15 protein-coding genes and 2 tRNA genes are annotated in these 14,863 nt (G+C 70.0%); 13 read left to right on the top strand and 4 right to left on the bottom strand.

The genetic code is table 11. The annotated features are described in order from the left end of the window. Window positions 1-39 precede the first annotated feature (39 nt). Window positions 40-576, top strand: a complete 537-nt coding sequence (locus ABT294_RS06785) for a C40 family peptidase (RefSeq protein WP_350804066.1) — start codon at window positions 40-42, stop codon at window positions 574-576. A 47-nt stretch (window positions 577-623) separates the two neighbouring features. On the opposite strand, the gene ABT294_RS06780 is transcribed toward ABT294_RS06785, so the two are convergent. Continuing rightward, window positions 624-776 (bottom strand): hypothetical protein, encoded by a 153-nt coding sequence (locus ABT294_RS06780; RefSeq protein WP_350804065.1) that lies wholly within the window; start codon window positions 774-776, stop codon window positions 624-626. A 175-nt stretch (window positions 777-951) separates the two neighbouring features. Here ABT294_RS06780 and ABT294_RS06775 point away from each other — a divergent pair, with 175 nt between their 5' ends. The 9 genes from ABT294_RS06775 (at window position 952) to ABT294_RS06735 (ending at window position 6,202) form a co-directional block, all read left to right on the top strand. Beyond that, window positions 952-1,182 carry a transposase gene (locus ABT294_RS06775; protein ID WP_350804064.1) on the top strand — a complete coding sequence of 77 codons (231 nt, stop codon included), beginning with the start codon at window positions 952-954 and terminating at the stop codon, window positions 1,180-1,182. 39 nt (window positions 1,183-1,221) lie between these two features. After that, window positions 1,222-1,294 (top strand) — tRNA-Thr (locus ABT294_RS06770). 174 nt (window positions 1,295-1,468) lie between these two features. Beyond that, window positions 1,469-1,542: transfer RNA gene (locus tag ABT294_RS06765), tRNA-Met, on the top strand. A 71-nt stretch (window positions 1,543-1,613) separates the two neighbouring features. Next, window positions 1,614-1,778 (top strand): 50S ribosomal protein L33, encoded by a 165-nt coding sequence (rpmG, locus tag ABT294_RS06760; protein WP_019632658.1) that lies wholly within the window; start codon window positions 1,614-1,616, stop codon window positions 1,776-1,778. Between the two features lie 180 nt (window positions 1,779-1,958). Continuing rightward, window positions 1,959-2,408, top strand: coding sequence for a MaoC family dehydratase N-terminal domain-containing protein (locus tag ABT294_RS06755; RefSeq protein WP_350804062.1), 450 nt, complete (start codon window positions 1,959-1,961; stop codon window positions 2,406-2,408). Between the two features lies 1 nt (window position 2,409). Then, window positions 2,410-2,838, top strand: a complete 429-nt coding sequence (locus ABT294_RS06750; protein ID WP_350804061.1) for a MaoC family dehydratase — start codon at window positions 2,410-2,412, stop codon at window positions 2,836-2,838. 116 nt (window positions 2,839-2,954) lie between these two features. Then, the gene (locus tag ABT294_RS06745; protein WP_350804058.1) at window positions 2,955-3,986 is read left to right on the top strand and encodes a UDP-N-acetylmuramate dehydrogenase; all 1,032 of its coding nucleotides are present in this window, start codon (window positions 2,955-2,957) and stop codon (window positions 3,984-3,986) included. A 243-nt stretch (window positions 3,987-4,229) separates the two neighbouring features. Beyond that, entirely contained in the window at window positions 4,230-4,796 is a 567-nt protein-coding gene (locus tag ABT294_RS06740; protein WP_350804057.1) for a TMEM165/GDT1 family protein, read from the top strand. 179 nt (window positions 4,797-4,975) lie between these two features. After that, a complete protein-coding gene (locus ABT294_RS06735) occupies window positions 4,976-6,202 on the top strand; it encodes an RNA-guided endonuclease InsQ/TnpB family protein (protein WP_350804056.1) in 1,227 nt (408 codons plus the stop codon). Between the two features lie 13 nt (window positions 6,203-6,215). Here the strand turns inward: ABT294_RS06735 and ABT294_RS06730 are convergent, their stop codons facing one another. Then, window positions 6,216-9,071: an ATP-binding protein gene (locus ABT294_RS06730; RefSeq protein ID WP_350804054.1), complete on the bottom strand. Its 2,856-nt coding sequence runs from the start codon at window positions 9,069-9,071 to the stop codon at window positions 6,216-6,218. Window positions 9,072-9,172: 101 nt separating this feature from the next. After that, window positions 9,173-9,319: a hypothetical protein gene (locus ABT294_RS06725; RefSeq protein WP_350804053.1), complete on the bottom strand. Its 147-nt coding sequence runs from the start codon at window positions 9,317-9,319 to the stop codon at window positions 9,173-9,175. Between the two features lie 465 nt (window positions 9,320-9,784). Here ABT294_RS06725 and deoC point away from each other — a divergent pair, with 465 nt between their 5' ends. From deoC to ABT294_RS06710, 3 genes are all read left to right on the top strand, one after another. Further along, the gene (deoC, locus tag ABT294_RS06720) at window positions 9,785-10,714 is read left to right on the top strand and encodes a deoxyribose-phosphate aldolase (protein WP_350804052.1); all 930 of its coding nucleotides are present in this window, start codon (window positions 9,785-9,787) and stop codon (window positions 10,712-10,714) included. Between the two features lie 3 nt (window positions 10,715-10,717). Continuing rightward, the gene (locus tag ABT294_RS06715) at window positions 10,718-12,145 is read left to right on the top strand and encodes an aldehyde dehydrogenase family protein (RefSeq protein WP_350804051.1); all 1,428 of its coding nucleotides are present in this window, start codon (window positions 10,718-10,720) and stop codon (window positions 12,143-12,145) included. 179 nt (window positions 12,146-12,324) lie between these two features. Further along, entirely contained in the window at window positions 12,325-13,170 is an 846-nt protein-coding gene (locus tag ABT294_RS06710) for an aldehyde dehydrogenase family protein (RefSeq protein ID WP_350804050.1), read from the top strand. A 44-nt stretch (window positions 13,171-13,214) separates the two neighbouring features. On the opposite strand, the gene ABT294_RS06705 is transcribed toward ABT294_RS06710, so the two are convergent. Next, entirely contained in the window at window positions 13,215-14,654 is a 1,440-nt protein-coding gene (locus ABT294_RS06705; protein WP_350804049.1) for an amidase, read from the bottom strand. Between the last annotated feature and the right edge of the window lie 209 nt (window positions 14,655-14,863).

Genomic DNA, 14,863 nt, shown 5'->3' with positions numbered 1-14,863 from the left:
AGGATAACTACCGTCATATTGCTCGAACGGGGGAGCAACATGCCGAGGAAACGCTGGAGAGCGGTCGCGCTCGTCCTGCTGGCCACCCTGCTGGTCATCGTGCCGGTCGTCACCGCGTCCGGGCCGCTCCATCCGTACGGGCAGATCGTGCGGATCGCCTACGAGATCGAGCGGCACGGCGTCGTGTACTCCTGGGGCGGCGGCCACGCCGAGACCCCGGGCCCCTCGACCGGCACCTGCCTGGGCTATCGCGGCAGCATCCTGCCCTGCCCGGCCGCGCGCACCCGTGGACTCGACTGCTCGGGCTTCACCAGGTGGGTGTACGCGCAGGCCCTCGGCGAGGACGTGCTCGGCCCCGGCAACACCGACGACCACCTGCGCAGGCTGCGCCGGGTCACCTCCGCCCTGCCGGGCGACCTCGTCTTCTTCGGAAAGATCACGAACGGGTCTGTCAGCACTCACCATGTGGGGATCTATCTGGGCGGCGGGAAGATGATGGACGCGCCCGAGACCGGGGCCGTGGTGCGCGTCGACGACATCTGGCGGAAAGACTTCGCGGGCTTCTACCGGTACTGAGAAGGCACCCGCGGCGGCCTTCCCTGCCCTTCAGAGGCGCCCGAAGATCAGGCGCCGTCCTCCGCCCGATGGTGGTGGATCCCGGCGCACAGCTTGGTGACGAACGTGGTGATCGCGCACGCCCGGGCCCGGTCCAACCGCTGCCCGGAGGCGGCGAGTTCGTTCATCAGGACGGCGAGACGGCGCGCGTCACCGCGCATGGCCCGGTGCGTGATGCGGAGGCCGAGCAGGTTGGGGCCATCGTGGCGCTCCTCCCGTGAGATGCCACCAGGGTGCGCGTCGCGTCTTGCGCCGTTCTTGGTGCTGACTTGGTATGGCCTGTAACGCCTGTGGCGCAGCGAAAATTGAGAGACCCGAGGGCTACTCTGTGCCGCTATGGACAGGCGATGGGTCGGCGTCGACGGCTTCGAGGTGGTGCCCGCCGTGTGGGGCGGGCGTCAGGTGCTTCGGGTGCGCAGGAACGGGCGGCTGGTGGCCGACTGCTTCTCCGTCGCGGAGGTGGCCCGCCACCTCGACCTGGCCGATCTCTGCGAGGTGATCCAGCTGCCCGTCAGGCGGACTTGGGCCGATCCAGTAGGGGCTCGCGGGAGTTCGCATCATCGCTGAGTGCCGTGTATGGTTACACCTGTCCGCGAGGGCGGGCAGGCCCCTATAGCTCAGTCGGCAGAGCGTCTCCATGGTAAGGAGAAGGTCAACGGTTCGATTCCGTTTGGGGGCTCAGAGCAAGTCCAAGCCTCACCGGAACGTCTTCGGTGGGGCTTTCGTTTTTGATTTCAGTGATTGGGTGTTCCTGAGGCATACTGGGAACGCTCGTCGCCCGATCAGGTGAGTTACGAATGTGCTCCCGGCGTCGGGTATCCTCTACGAGGCCGGGTTCTTTCGTCCGGCCCCAGGCGGAGTAGCTCAGTCAGGCAGAGCAAACGGCTCATAATCGTTGTGTCGCCGGTTCAAGTCCGGCCTCCGCTACTGCCCACTCCCAGGTCACATGGCCTGGGTACGGGCATGTCCCAGTCCCGAACGTAGAAAGGCACTCCCAAGTGGCTGCCACCGACGTTAGGCCGAAGATCACGCTGGCCTGCCAGGAGTGCAAGCACCGCAACTACATCACGCGGAAGAACCGGCGCAACGACCCGGATCGGCTTGAGCTGAAGAAGTACTGCCCCAACTGCCGCTGCCACCGCGCGCACCGCGAGACCCGCTAGTTCTCGCCGGGCAGCACTCCTGCCTTCACCTGTCGCAACAACCGGTGTCCCCTTGTGGGCGCCGGTTTGTCGCGTCTGTGGCCCTTCGGCAAAGTCGTCGTCATGGCGGCGACAGCCGAACCTTGTTCTGTTAGCGTCTGCCTCATCGGCGATGCGAGGGAGCATTGAAGGGAGCACTGAATGGCCTTGAACCGCGACTTCATCGGGCGCCGCTACGCGTCCAGCGCCCCTTATGAGGTCAGCCGGGTGAAGATCAGGGAGTTCGCGACCGCGATCTGCGACGACAACCCGGTGTTCCGCGACAGGGAGGCCGCCCAGGCGGCCGGGCACCCCGACGTGGTCGCCCCACCGACCTTCCCCATCGTGTTCAGCCTGCAGAGCGGTGGCGAGGCGCTGATGGATCCCGAACTGGGGCTGAACTTCGCCATGGTCGTCCACGGCGAGCAGCGCTTCGAGTACGTCCGGCCGATCTACGCGGGCGACGAACTGGTCACCACCGCGACGATCACCGACATCCGCAGCGCCGGGCGGAACGAGCTGCTGACGATCAGGAGCGACATCTCCACGGTCGCGGGCGAGCCGGTCTGCGTGACGTACAACACGATCGTCGAGCGCGGAGGGGCCGGCTGAGATGACTGCCACGGTCAAGTACGACGAGGTCGAGGCGGGGCAGGAGCTCCCGACGGCCGAGTACGGCGTCCGCAGGCTCAACCTGGTGATGTACGCGGGCGCGTCCGGAGACTTCAACCAGATCCACTGGAACGAGCGGTTCGCCAAGATGGTCGGCCTGCCGGACGTGATCGCGCACGGCATGTACACGATGGCGCAGGGCGGCCGGTTCGTCACCGACTGGGCGGGCGATCCGGCCGCGGTCGTCGACTACGGCGTGCGGTTCTCCTCGATGGTGGTGGTCCCCGACGACGACCAGGGCGCGACGATCACGATCAGCGGCGTCGTGGAGGAGAAGCTCGAGGACAAGCGGGTGGTCGTCGCGCTGACGGCCCGCTCGGGCGACGCCAGGGTGCTGTCGAAGGCCCGCGCGGTGGTCCAGCTCGCCTGACCCCGCTGTCAGGGAGGGCGCGGTGGCCACGGCTGGGAGCACGCCACCGCGCACCTGCCTGAGCACGTCGGGCGCGCGTCGCCGAGTACGGTGGGCGGCTCATAAGCTTGTGCCCCATGGAGATCCTCGCGCCGTACACCACGTTGGGGCTGGGCGGCCCCGCCCGCGACTTCGCCGAAGCAGGCACCGCGGAGCAGCTCGTCTCCCTGGTCGCCGAGGCTGACCGGCAGGCCGCCCGCACGCTGGTGCTCGGCGGCGGCAGCAACCTGGTGCTGGCCGACGAGGGGTTCGACGGGCAGGTCTTCAGGGTCGCCACCGAGGGCGTCTCGGTCGCGCGTGACGGCGAGCAGGTGGTGGTCACGGTCGAGGCCGGCGAGGACTGGGACGCGCTGGTGGCCCGGTCCGTCGAGGAGGGCTGGTCCGGCATCGAGTGCATGTCCGGCATTCCCGGCTTGGTGGGCTCGACGCCGATCCAGAACGTCGGCGCGTACGGCCAGGACGTGTCGCAGACCATCAGGTGCGTGCGCGCCTACGACCGCCGCACCAGGCAGGTGGTCGACCTGGAGGCCAGGCAGTGCGGCTTCTCCTACCGCGACAGCGCCTTCAAGCGGGACCTGTCACGGCACGTGGTGCTGGGCGTCACCTACGCGCTGGAGATCTCGGGCCTGTCCGGGCCGATCGCGTACAAGGAGTTGGCCGGGCGGCTCGGCGTCGAGCTGGGCGCCCGCGTCCCCCTGGAAGCGGCCAGAGAGGCGGTCCTGGGGCTGCGCAGGGGCAAGGGCATGGTCCTCGACCCCGCCGACCCCGACACCCGAAGCGCCGGGTCGTTCTTCACCAACCCGGTCCTCACCGCGGCGCAGGCCGAAGACCTGGAGGCGCACGCGCCGGGCTTCCCCCGCTGGGCGCAGCCCGACGGCATGCTCAAGGTGCCGGCGGCCTGGTTGATCGAGCAGGCGGGCTACCCCAAGGGCTACGAACGCGGCCCGGTCCGCATCTCCACCAAGCACACCCTCGCCCTGACCAACCCCACGGGCACGGCCACGACCGCCGACCTGCTGGCCCTGGCCAGGGAGGTACGCGACGGGGTGCTGGAGAAGTTCGGCGTCACGCTGGTCAACGAGCCGGTCATGGTGGGCTGCGCCCTTTGAGGGGGGCCCTGGAATAACCGCTCGCGAGGGCCTGTTATGGTCCTCTGGAAACACCGAAGGGGAGTAGTCCCAATCGCGTGATCGACACACTGGCGCGTTCTCGCGCCCGGTCGCGCGGGCCTCGCAACAGGCGGACGAGACCTTCGGCCTGGCAGTCATCGAACAAAGACGCTGCCGGGCCGAAGTCGTGCCCGCGAAACTCCCCCGGCACTCGCTTTCGGTCCGGTCGCGCGGAAGAGGACCGTGGAAGCGTTCTGGATCAGTCTGGCCGTCATCTTCGTGGCGGAGCTTGGTGACAAGAGCCAGCTCATGGCGATGACGTTCGCCACCCGCTTCAAAATGTGGCCGGTGCTGGCCGGCATCACGATCGCGACGACCGTCGTCCACCTGGTCAGCGTGGCCGTGGGCGGGCTCATCGGCGACGCGTTGCCCACCACCGCCATCTCCATCGTGGCCGGCATCGCCTTCCTCGCCTTCGCGCTGTGGACGCTGCGCGGCGACGAGCTGAGCGACGAGGAGGCGGGCAAGGCCCAGCGCACCACCAGGAACGCGCTGATCGCGGTGACCGTGGCGTTCTTCCTGAGCGAGCTGGGCGACAAGACCATGCTCGCCACGATCACGCTGGCGACCCAGCACGGCTGGCTGGGCACCTGGATCGGCTCCACCGTCGGCATGGTGGCGGCCGACGCGCTCGCCATCCTCGTCGGACGTCTGCTGGGCAAGCACCTGCCTGAGAAGGTCATCCGCTACGGTGCCGCGGCCGCGTTCGCGATCTTCGGCGTCATCCTGCTGGTCGAGGCGCTCGTCTGACGGAACTCGCGTCGATCACCATGGCCTCCGGAGGAAGCCCGGTCCTTCAGGGCCGGGAGGTATCCGGACCCCGCGAGGGTTGTCCCGGCGGAGCCGGGACAACCCAGGGTGCGAAGCACATAACCTCACCTTCTCCCTTTTCGCTTACGGATCTTTCTGTGCTGCGGCAAGATACGAACGTGCGTACGGCGTACAAGGTGCGGGTCTACCCCACCCCCGGACAGGCTGCGGTGCTGAATCGCACGTTCGGCTGCGTACGTCTGGTGTGGAACAAGACGCTGGCGTGGCGACTCCACCGCTACCGCGCCGACGGGGCCAAGACGTCCTACGCGCAGAGCGACCGGTATCTGACCGAGTTGAAGCGTGACCCCGAGTTCGGGTTTCTGTTCGAGGTCTCCTGTGTGCCGTTGCAGCAGACGTTGCGGCACCAGTACGCGGCGTTCGTGAACTTCTTCGCCGGACGCGCCCGCTATCCCCGGTTCAAGTCCCGGCACGGCAAGCAGTCGGCGACCTACACCCGCTCGGCGTTCCGCTGGAAGGACGGGCGGCTGTTCCTGGCGAAGATGGACGCGCCGGTCGCGTTCGTATGGTCCTGGCCCGAGGCGGACCCTGCCACGCTGAACCCGACGACGGTGACCGTCTCCCGCGACCCCGATGGCCGCTGGCATGCCTCCCTCGCCGTCGACACCGGCGACGAGGCCGCGGTCGAGACCGCTGGCGAAGGCGGGCAGGTCCCGGCCACCGGCTCGGCGGTCGGGGTGGATCTGGGCGTCAAGGACTTCGCGGTGCTGTCCACGGGGGAGCGCATCGCCAATGCGCGCCTTCTGGATCGCAAGGCGAAGAATCTGGCGCGCTATCAGCGGCGCATGGCCCGTAAACAGCGCGGCTCGAGCAACAGGATCAAGGCGAGGGCGAAGGTTGCCCGCGCGCACACCAAGGTCCGTGACGCCCGCGCCGACTTCCTGCACAAGACCAGCGCCCGCCTGGTACGCGAGCACCACCTGATCGTGATCGAGGACCTGGCCGTGCCGAACATGGTCCGCAACCGCAACCTGGCGCGGGTCATCTCCGACTGCGGATGGGGCGAGTTCCGGCGCCAACTGCAGTACAAGAGCGCCAAGCACGGGCGGCACCTGATCGTGATCGACCGCTGGTACCCCTCCAGCAAGACCTGCTCGGCGTGCGGGCACCTGCTCGCCGAACTCTCGCTCGACACCCGGACGTGGCCATGCCCGTCCTGCGGCACCCGGCACGACCGGGACATCAACGCCGCCAAGAACATTCTGGCCGCTGGTCAAGCGGTGTCCGCCTGTGGAGCTGACGTGAGACATTCCGGGCCCTCCCGGGTGCGGTCGGCTGTGAAGCAGGAAACCTCACTCGCGAGGGTGGGAATCCCCCTCCTTTAGGAGGGAGAGGAAGTCAAAGAGACAGCAGCGACAACCGGTGCGCGGCCGCCGCGGCCTCACCGCGACTGGTGACCCCCAGCTTGGCGAGGATGTTCGAGACGTGCACGCTCACGGTCTTGACCGAGATGAACAGCTCGGACGCGATGTCGCGGTTGGTGCGGCCCAGCGTCACCAGCCGCAGCACCTCCAGCTCGCGCGGGGTGAGCAGCTCGGGGACCTCCTGCTGGTGGTGGGTGACGCCGACGCGGCGCGAGAGCGCCTCGATCTCGTCCACCAGCGGGGCCGCGCGCAGGGCGGCGGCCAGCGGGTGCGCCACCCTGAGCCGGGTGGCGGCGCCGTCGCGGTCGCCCGCCAGCGCCCTCGCCTCCGCCGCCCGCAGCAGCGCCTTGGCCTGGTTGTGCGGACGGTTGAGCCGCTCCCAGGAGCTCGCCGCGCCGTCGAAGTCGCCCGAGAAGGACAGCTGGTACGCCGCCGCGACCGGCCCGCTCACCTTCAGACCCGCCGCCAGCCCGGTGGCCTGCTCGCGCAGCGCCCTGGCGCGCGCGGGCTCGACCGCCCCGGCGGCGTCGCAGACGGTCCTGAGCAGGGAGAGCATCCGCCAGCCCAGCATCGCCTTGGGCGACTGGGACGGGCGCGACAGGAAGCCCTCGGCCACCGCGAGCGCCGAGCCGGGCTCGCCCTTGTTCAGGTGCCAGCTGATGCGCAGGCGGGTGTTGTTCGTGATGTCCTGTAGGAAGTCCTCCGGACGCTCCTTGAGCACCCCGACCTCGCCCATGATGGCCTCGACCAGCTCCAGCTCGCCCCTCGCCAGGGAGATGTCGGCGCGCAGCCTGAGCAGGTGGCGCCGGGTGCGCAGGACGGGCCCGAAGGTGAGCGCCCGCTCGATGGTGTCGAGCGCCTCGTCCCAGCGGCCGATCGCCTCCAGGGTCTCGGCCCTGTTGTTGAGGATGAACACGCCGTTGAGGCGGATCCGGCCGTACTTCTTGGCCTTCTTCCACCCCTCCTCGCTCAGCTCGAGCGCCTCCTCCCAGCGGCCCAGGTCGCTCAGCGCGTCGATGTTGTTGCCGATGGCCCGGGTGATCAGCCTGCCGGAGCCTTCCAGGCGTCCCAGCTCCAGGGCGCGCAGGTTGGTGGCGAGGGTGCTCTCGGTGTCGCCGTCGATCGAGTGGCCGAGTGCGAGGTTGAGCAGCAGGTCGCCTTCGAGGCACCTGTCGCCCAGCTCCCTGGCCAGGCGCAGGCCCTCCTCGACGAGCCGGGTGCCCTCGTCCACGTCGCCGGAGAGCATCAGGTGCTGGGCCATCGGCATGATGACCTCCGCGCGGTCCAGGTTCGGCTCCGGGACGAGGCGCAGGGCGTGCCGGAATTCCTCGACGACCCCCATCCGGCCCTTGTAGATCTTGAGGTTGGCCCAGCGGACGACCAGCTTGGCCACCCGTTCCGGCTCGCGGGTCTCGTCCAGCTCGGAGACGGCCGCCTTGACGAACTTCAGGCCCTTGTCCAGCTCGCCGCCCGCCAGCGCGGCCTCGCTGGCCCGCTCGAGCACGGACGTGTGGTCGGCGCCGATGCGATCCGCCGCGTCCGGGACCCGGTCCCAGAGCATGAGGACGCGTTCGAGCAGCGGGATCGCCTCGGTGTACGCGAACGCCTTGAACGACTTCTGCGCGGCGTCCCAGGCGGCGATCAGCGCCCAGAGGTCGTTGCGCGCGCCGTACCAGTGGTGGGCCAGCTCGACCGCGGCGCGGCCTGGCGGCACCAGGGTGCGGTCGCGGGAGATCTCCTCGGCGTACCTGGCGTGCAGGCGCTGGTGCTCGCCGGGCAGCAGCTCGTCGTGGACGGCCTCGCGGATCAGGGAGTGGCGGAAGGCGTAGGCGCGGCTGTCGGCGATCTGCAGCACGTTGCCCGCGATGGCGGGACGCAGCGCCGACTCCAGCTCGATGTCCGACAGCCCGCTCACGGCGGCGAGCAGGGCGTGGCCGACGCGGATGCCGCCCGCGGCGGCGATGCGCAGCACCCGCTGGGTCTCCTCGGGCAGCCGCTCGACCGCGCCGAGGATCAGATCCTGCATGGACTCGGGGAAGGCGCAGTCCTCGCCGCTGTCGAGCAGCGCCTCGACGAACAGCGGGATGCCCTCGCTGCGCTCGTAGACCTTCTGCACCTTGGCGTAGTCGGGCGCGCTGCCGAGGATGCCGGCCATCTGCTGGGCGACCTCGTCCTGCGACAGGCGGGGGAGGTCCAGCCTGAGCACGCCGTTGACCCGTCCGAGCTCGGCGAGCACCGGCCGGAGCGGGTGCTGTCTGTGCAGGTCGTCGGAGCGGTAGGTCATCACGATCAGCACCTGCGGGACCCGCAGGTTGCGGCTGAGGAAGGCGATCAGGTCGCGGCTGGACCTGTCGGCCCAGTGGATGTCCTCGATGAGCAGGACGGTGGGGCGGCTCTCGGCCAGCCGTTCGAGCAGTGTCAGGAACTGCTCGAAGAGCCTGGCCCTGCCGGTGTCGGTCTCGCCGTCGCCGCTGGGCTCGCCGAACTCGGGCAGCAGCCGCGCGAGGTCGCGCTCGGCGCCCTCGGGCAGCAGGGCGGCGATCCTGGCCGGGCCCTGGTCTCTGACGAGCTGCCGGAGAGCGGCCGTGAACGGCGCGTAGGCGAGGCCCTCGGTCGACAGCTCCACGCAGCCGCCGAACAGCACCTGGGCGCCGTCGGACGTGACCTGTTCCGCGAAACGCTGCACCAGTCTGGTCTTGCCGACTCCGGCCTCGCCGCCCAGGAGGACGGCCGTGGCGCTGCCCTTGCGGGCCTCGTCGAACGCTTCGAAGAGGGTCGAGAGTTCCTCTTCCCGCCCGACGAAGACGGGACTCACAGCACGTCCCAGCATGTCGTCCAGCATGTCATGCCCTATGAGTAGCTTTCGACGGGTTTACGGAGGTACAGAGGCCCGGCCGCGAGGGAGGATGCGGCCGGGCTCTCGTGGGGTGGTCATGAGGAGCGGCGCTTGCCGAAGACCGAGCGGCGCTCGGACTTGTTGGACCGCTCGGCCTCCCGTACTCGCCGGTGCTGGGCGGCCGCCTGACGCAGCTCGTGCGCGTGACTCTTCATGAGCTCGTACTCGATCTCGGGGTTCACTTCTTCTCCTGAAATTTCGTGCTACTTGCTGACATGTTTAAGACTCGCCCTAAGGCCCACCCCGCCACATCGGACGGATGCCCTATCTCGGAAGGGCGATCGGCCTAGGACTACCTAGGGCGGGGATACCGGGCGCCTTAGGACGCCTCAGCGGAGCGGTAGGGCACTAGGGATGCGCCGCATCGCCGCAGGTCAGCGGCTTCCTGGACGGCTCGTCCAGTTCCGCCCTCGTAGAGCCGCGATCCGGTGCCCTCACGGGACCCTGGAAGGGTGGTACACCGACCTGAGCTGAGCGTTCGGCCTGCGGGCCCGCTCCGTCCCCGTCCAGGACGGGCCGATCGGCGGCCTCGGGGCGGGGGCGCCGCCGGTCGGCGTGCCGGAGCGCGTGACACGGCACGTCGCAGCAGCTCAGCGATCGGTTTGGACGTAGCCTCCCCGGTCGGCGATGCTGTGGGGGTGTCAACTGTGACTACCTCGCTCGCGGACGTCGCCACGTCGAACGCGACATTGCGAGCTTTCCTGCATGGTCTGCCCGGTGTTGATCGGGTGGGCGCGGATCAGCGGGCGGCGATGCTGGGCAGCCGTTCGATCAAGACGACGGCCAAGGCCGAGGCGATCGATCTGGCGATTTCGATGGTGGATCTGACGACGTTGGAGGGTGCTGACACGCCGGGCAAGGTGCGGGCGTTGTGTGCCAAGGCGGTGCACACCGATGTGGGTGCGCCCAGCGCGGCGGCGGTGTGCGTGTATCCGGATCTGGTGGAGGTGGCCGTCGGGGCGGTGGCGGGCTCTGGGGTGCGGGTGGCGTCGGTGGCCACGGCGTTCCCGTCGGGTCGGTCGTCGCTGGAGGTGAAGGTGGCCGACACGGCGCTGGCGGTGGCGGCGGGCGCGGACGAGATCGACATGGTGATCGATCGGGGCGCGCTGTTGTCGGGGGACTACCTGAAGGTGTGGCAGGAGGTCGTCGCGGTGAAGGCGGCCTGTGGGGGCGCGCATCTGAAGGTGATCCTGGAGACCGGTGAGCTGGCGACCTACGACAACGTGCGGCGGGCCTCGTGGCTGGCGATGGCGGCGGGGGCGGATTTCATCAAGACCTCGACGGGGAAGGTCTCTCCGGCGGCGACGTTGCCGGTGACGCTGGTGATGTTGGAGGCGGTGCGTGACTTCCGGGAGGTGACGGGCCGTCAGGTGGGGGTCAAGCCGGCGGGCGGGATCCGGACGACGAAGGACGCGATCAAGTATCTGGTGCTCGTCAACGAGACCGTGGGCGGTGACTGGCTGTCGGCTGAGTGGTTCCGGCTGGGCGCGTCGTCGTTGTTGAACGATCTGCTGATGCAGCGGCAGAAGCTGGCCACCGGCCGGTATGCGGGCCCCGACTATTTCACCGTGGATTAGAGGATGATGTTCGAATACGCTCCGGCGCCGGAGTCGCGCGAGATCGTCGATGTGCGGTCGTCGTATGGGTTGTTCATCGGTGGCGAGTTCGTCGAGGGGTCTGGCCCGTCGTTCAAGACGATCAATCCGGCTACCGAGGAGACGCTGGCCGAGGTTGCCACCGCGTCCGATGAGGATGTGGATCGGGCGGTGCGGGCGGCGGGTAAGGCGTTTGAGACGTGGAGTGTGCTGCCGGGGGCGGAGCGGGCCAAGTACCTGTTCCGGATCGCCCGGTTGGTGCAGGAGCGCTCTCGTGAGCTGGCGGTGTTGGAGTCGCTGGACAACGGTAAGCCGATTCGTGAGTCGCGGGATGTGGATGTGCCGTTGGTGGCGGCGCATTTCTTCTATTACGCGGGCTGGGCGGACAAGCTGGGGTATGCGGGGTTCGGGGCGGATCCGCGGCCGTTGGGGGTGGCCGGGCAGGTGATTCCGTGGAATTTCCCGTTGTTGATGCTGGCGTGGAAGATCGCGCCGGCGTTGGCGTGCGGGAACACGGTGGTGCTCAAGCCGGCCGAGACGACGCCGTTGACGGCGTTGTTGTTCGCTGACATCTGCGTGCAGGCGGGGTTGCCGGCGGGGGTGGTGAACATCGTGACCGGCGCGGGGGCGACAGGTGCGGCGGTAACAGGCCATCCAGGGGTGGCCAAGGTGGCGTTCACCGGTTCCACCGAGGTCGGCCGGCTGATCGCCCGGCAGGTGGCCGGCACGGGTAAGAAGCTCACGCTGGAGCTGGGGGGTAAGGCGGCGAACATCGTCTTCGACGATGCCGCCCTGGACCAGGCGGTCGAGGGGATCGTCAACGGCATTTTCTTCAACCAGGGGCACGTCTGCTGTGCGGGTTCCAGGTTGTTGGTGCAGGAGTCGATCCAGGAGGAGTTGCTGGGGGCGTTGCGGCGGCGGCTGTCGACGTTGCGGCTGGGTGACCCGCTGGACAAGAACACCGATATCGGGGCGATCAACTCGGCCGAGCAGCTGGCCAGGATTCGTTCGCTGAGTGAGGTGGGTGAGGCGGAGGGGGCCGAGCGGTGGTCGCCGGCGTGTGAGTTGCCGCAGCGGGGGTTCTGGTTCCCGCCGACGGTGTTCACGGGGGTGGCGCAGTCGCATCGGATCGCTCGGGAGGAGATTTTCGGGCCGGTGTTGTCGGTGTTGTCGTTCCGTACGCCGGCTGAGGCGGTGGAGAAGGCCAACAACACTCCGTATGGGTTGTCGGCGGGTGTGTGGACGGAGAAGGGGTCGCGCATCTTGTGGATGGCCGACCGGTTGCGGGCGGGGGTGGTGTGGGCCAACACGTTCAACCGGTTCGACCCGGCCTCGCCGTTCGGCGGGTACAAGGAGTCCGGGTACGGCCGCGAGGGCGGCCTGCACGGTCTGGAGGCCTACCTTGATGTGTGAGCACCGCCGTACGCCGCGCAGGAGGCGGCGGGCGCAGGCCACCCGCGGTCACGCGTTCGCCCGAGCCGGCCGGCCCGTGCGCACCGGCTGGTACGCCCACCGCTGCGGCGTGAGCCGATGCGGGCAGATCTTCGCGCCGGTCCAGATGTCGCAGGAGACCATGTGGAGGGGGCGCGGCGATGAGTAGGCTGCCTGTTCGCAAGACCTACAAGCTGTTCATCGGCGGGGCGTTCCCACGCTCTGAGAGCGGGAGGTCGTACGCCGTGACCTCGCCCAAGGGCGACTTCCTCGCCAACGCGTCGCGGGCCTCGCGCAAGGACGCCCGCGACGCCGTCGTGGCCGCCCGCAAGGCGTTCCCCGGCTGGTCGGGCGCGACCGCCTACAACCGCGGCCAGATCCTCTACCGCGTGGCCGAGATGCTGGAGGGCCGCCGCGCCCAGTTCGTCGAGGAGCTCGGCGTCGGCAAGAAGGCGGCGCAGGAGGCGGTCGACGCGACGATCGACCGGCTGGTCTGGTACGCGGGCTGGTCCGACAAGGTCTCCGCGGTGCGCGGCACGCCCAACCCGGTGGCGGGCCCGTACTTCAACCTGTCCTCGCCGGAGGCGACGGGTGTGGTCGCCGTGATCGCCCCCGCCGACCCGCTGCTCGGCCTGGTCTCGGTGGTGGCGCCGGTGATCGTGACGGGCAACACCTGCGTGGTGGTGGCCTCGGAGCCGTCCCCGCTGCCGTCGATCACCCTCGCCGAGGTGCTGGCCACGTCCGACCTGCCGGGCGGGGTGGTCAACATCCTGACCGGGCAGCAGGCGGAGCTGGCGCCGTGGCTGGCGTCCCACATGGACGTCAACGGCCTGGACCTCACCGGGGTGGCGGACCCCGACCTCGCCCTGCGCTGCGAGCAGGACGCCGCCGAGAACCTCAAGCGGGTGCTGCGCCCGTCGGACGTCGACTGGTCCGCCGACCCCGGCGTGGGGCGGATGACCCGCTTCCTGGAGATCAAGACCGTCTGGCATCCTCTCGGCATCTAGGCCCGGCCCGGCGAGAGGCTACGCGCGGCCCCGCCGGGTGCGGGTCAGTACGAGAAGCCTGGCGGCCTGATCAGGGGGTGGGCCGACTGCAGTTGGGCGGCGAGGCCCAACAGGTGCGGCTCGCCGCCGGGCGGCGCCACGAGCTGCACGCCGATCGGCAGGCCGCTGGAGTGGGTCGCGATGGGCACCGTCATCGCGGGCCAGCCGCACATGTTCCACGGGCCTGCCGCGGGGGCGTACCTGACGTTCGCCAGCACGTTCCTGACCAGGCCGCGCTCGCCCCAGCGGTCCGCAGGCGGCGGGATCGCCGCCAGGACGGGCGTGATGAGGACGTCCGCGTCGCCGAACCACCGGTCGGCGCCGAAGTCCTGCCAGCGCCTGCGGCCCCGGGCGCCGTCGAAGCCCAGCCGGGCCAGCGTGTGTCCGGCGCGGGCGAGGGCGCGGCTGCGCCGCTCCAGGCGCCGCCCGTCGAGGCCGTCAGCGGCTTCGGACGCCCGAGCCAGCCAGGTCGCGATCGTGGCGGGGCCGAGCCAGGCGGGCAGGCGGCCGTGCTCCACGACCGTGTGCCCGGCGACCCTGAGCGTCTCGGCCGCGCCGCGGACCGCCGCCCGGAACTCCCCGTCCATCGGCAGGCCGGCGGGCAGCGGCTGCGGGGCGTAGGCCACGCGCAGGTCGAACGGTACGGGGCTGTCGTGGGGCGGCGGCGGCTCCCAGATCTGGTCGTCGTCCGCCCAGATCGAGCGGAGCATGGGCGGGCGCGGCTCGTGCCGCCTGCCGCCGCGCCACGCCTCGGCCAGCGCCGGGTCGGCGGCCAGCACCGACAGCATCAGCGACAGGTCGGCGGCGGTGGCGGCCAGCGGGCCGTTCTCCGACAGCCCGCGCCAGTCGTCCGACGGCGGCGGGACCAGGCCCGCGCCCGGCTTGATCGCGAGCACGCCGCAGCACGCGCCGGGGATGCGCAGCGAGCCCATGCCGTCGTTGCCGAGCGCCACGGGCACCATGCCCGCCGCGACGGCCGCCGCGCTGCCGGAGGAGGAGCCGCCCGCGGTGCGGCCGGCGTCCCAGGGGTTGCGGACGGTGCCGTACGCGCTGTCGCCGAACGCCACCAGGCCCAGCTCGGGCAGGTTCGTCAGGCCGACCACCACCGCGCCCGCGGCCCGCAGACGGGCCACCGTCTCGTGGTCCCCGGCCGCTGGGACGTCGTCCGTGGCGGCCGAGCCGACGCGGGTGGACTCGCCGGCCACCTCCAGGTTGTCCTTGACCGCGACGGGGACGCCCGCGAGCGGCAGGTCGGCCAGGTCAGCACGTTGCTGCACGGCCCGCGCCTCGTCCAGGGCGGCGGCTCTGACCGCGCGGAACGCCCCCACCCTGGGGTCGCGCTCGGCGATCACGCCGAGGTGCTGCTCGACGACGGTCTCGGCCGCGACCACGCCCTGCCGGACGGCCGCCGCGATCTCGATGGCGGACCTGCCTGCCCACAACATGCCTTGAGTGTGCAGCTTTCCCGCCCCCACCGGGAGACCCGAAATGCCCTGAAGGTCTGCGAAGCGGGGTTCGAGCGGGGGGATGCCGCCGGGCGGTCAGGAGGGCGGGGAGGGGGCGGGTGCGCGGCTGAGGGAATGCTGCCGGGCGGTCGGGAGGGCGGGGTGGGCTTCTAGGTGGCCTGTGGGGGCTGTTTAGGGTCGGAGGGTGG

Source organism: Nonomuraea sp. NPDC000554, assembly GCF_040300065.1.
In the GTDB taxonomy this organism is placed as follows: domain Bacteria; phylum Actinomycetota; class Actinomycetes; order Streptosporangiales; family Streptosporangiaceae; genus Nonomuraea.
Note: the sequence above shows the minus strand (reverse complement) of the source record. Positions and strands in the feature narration are given on the sequence as shown.

Bases quoted from the DNA above. Each gene is read 5' to 3' on its own strand.
- ABT294_RS06785 (WP_350804066.1), top strand. From the start codon at position 40: ATGCCGAGGAAACGCTGGAGAGCGGTCGCGCTCGTCCTGCTGGCCACC.
- ABT294_RS06780 (WP_350804065.1), bottom strand. From the start codon at position 776: ATGCGCGGTGACGCGCGCCGTCTCGCCGTCCTGATGAACGAACTCGCC.
- ABT294_RS06775 (WP_350804064.1), top strand. From the start codon at position 952: ATGGACAGGCGATGGGTCGGCGTCGACGGCTTCGAGGTGGTGCCCGCC.
- ABT294_RS06755 (WP_350804062.1), top strand. From the start codon at position 1,959: ATGGCCTTGAACCGCGACTTCATCGGGCGCCGCTACGCGTCCAGCGCC.
- ABT294_RS06750 (WP_350804061.1), top strand. From the start codon at position 2,410: ATGACTGCCACGGTCAAGTACGACGAGGTCGAGGCGGGGCAGGAGCTC.
- ABT294_RS06745 (WP_350804058.1), top strand. From the start codon at position 2,955: ATGGAGATCCTCGCGCCGTACACCACGTTGGGGCTGGGCGGCCCCGCC.
- ABT294_RS06730 (WP_350804054.1), bottom strand. From the start codon at position 9,071: ATGCTGGGACGTGCTGTGAGTCCCGTCTTCGTCGGGCGGGAAGAGGAA.
- ABT294_RS06715 (WP_350804051.1), top strand. From the start codon at position 10,718: ATGATGTTCGAATACGCTCCGGCGCCGGAGTCGCGCGAGATCGTCGAT.
- ABT294_RS06710 (WP_350804050.1), top strand. From the start codon at position 12,325: ATGAGTAGGCTGCCTGTTCGCAAGACCTACAAGCTGTTCATCGGCGGG.
- ABT294_RS06705 (WP_350804049.1), bottom strand. From the start codon at position 14,654: ATGTTGTGGGCAGGCAGGTCCGCCATCGAGATCGCGGCGGCCGTCCGG.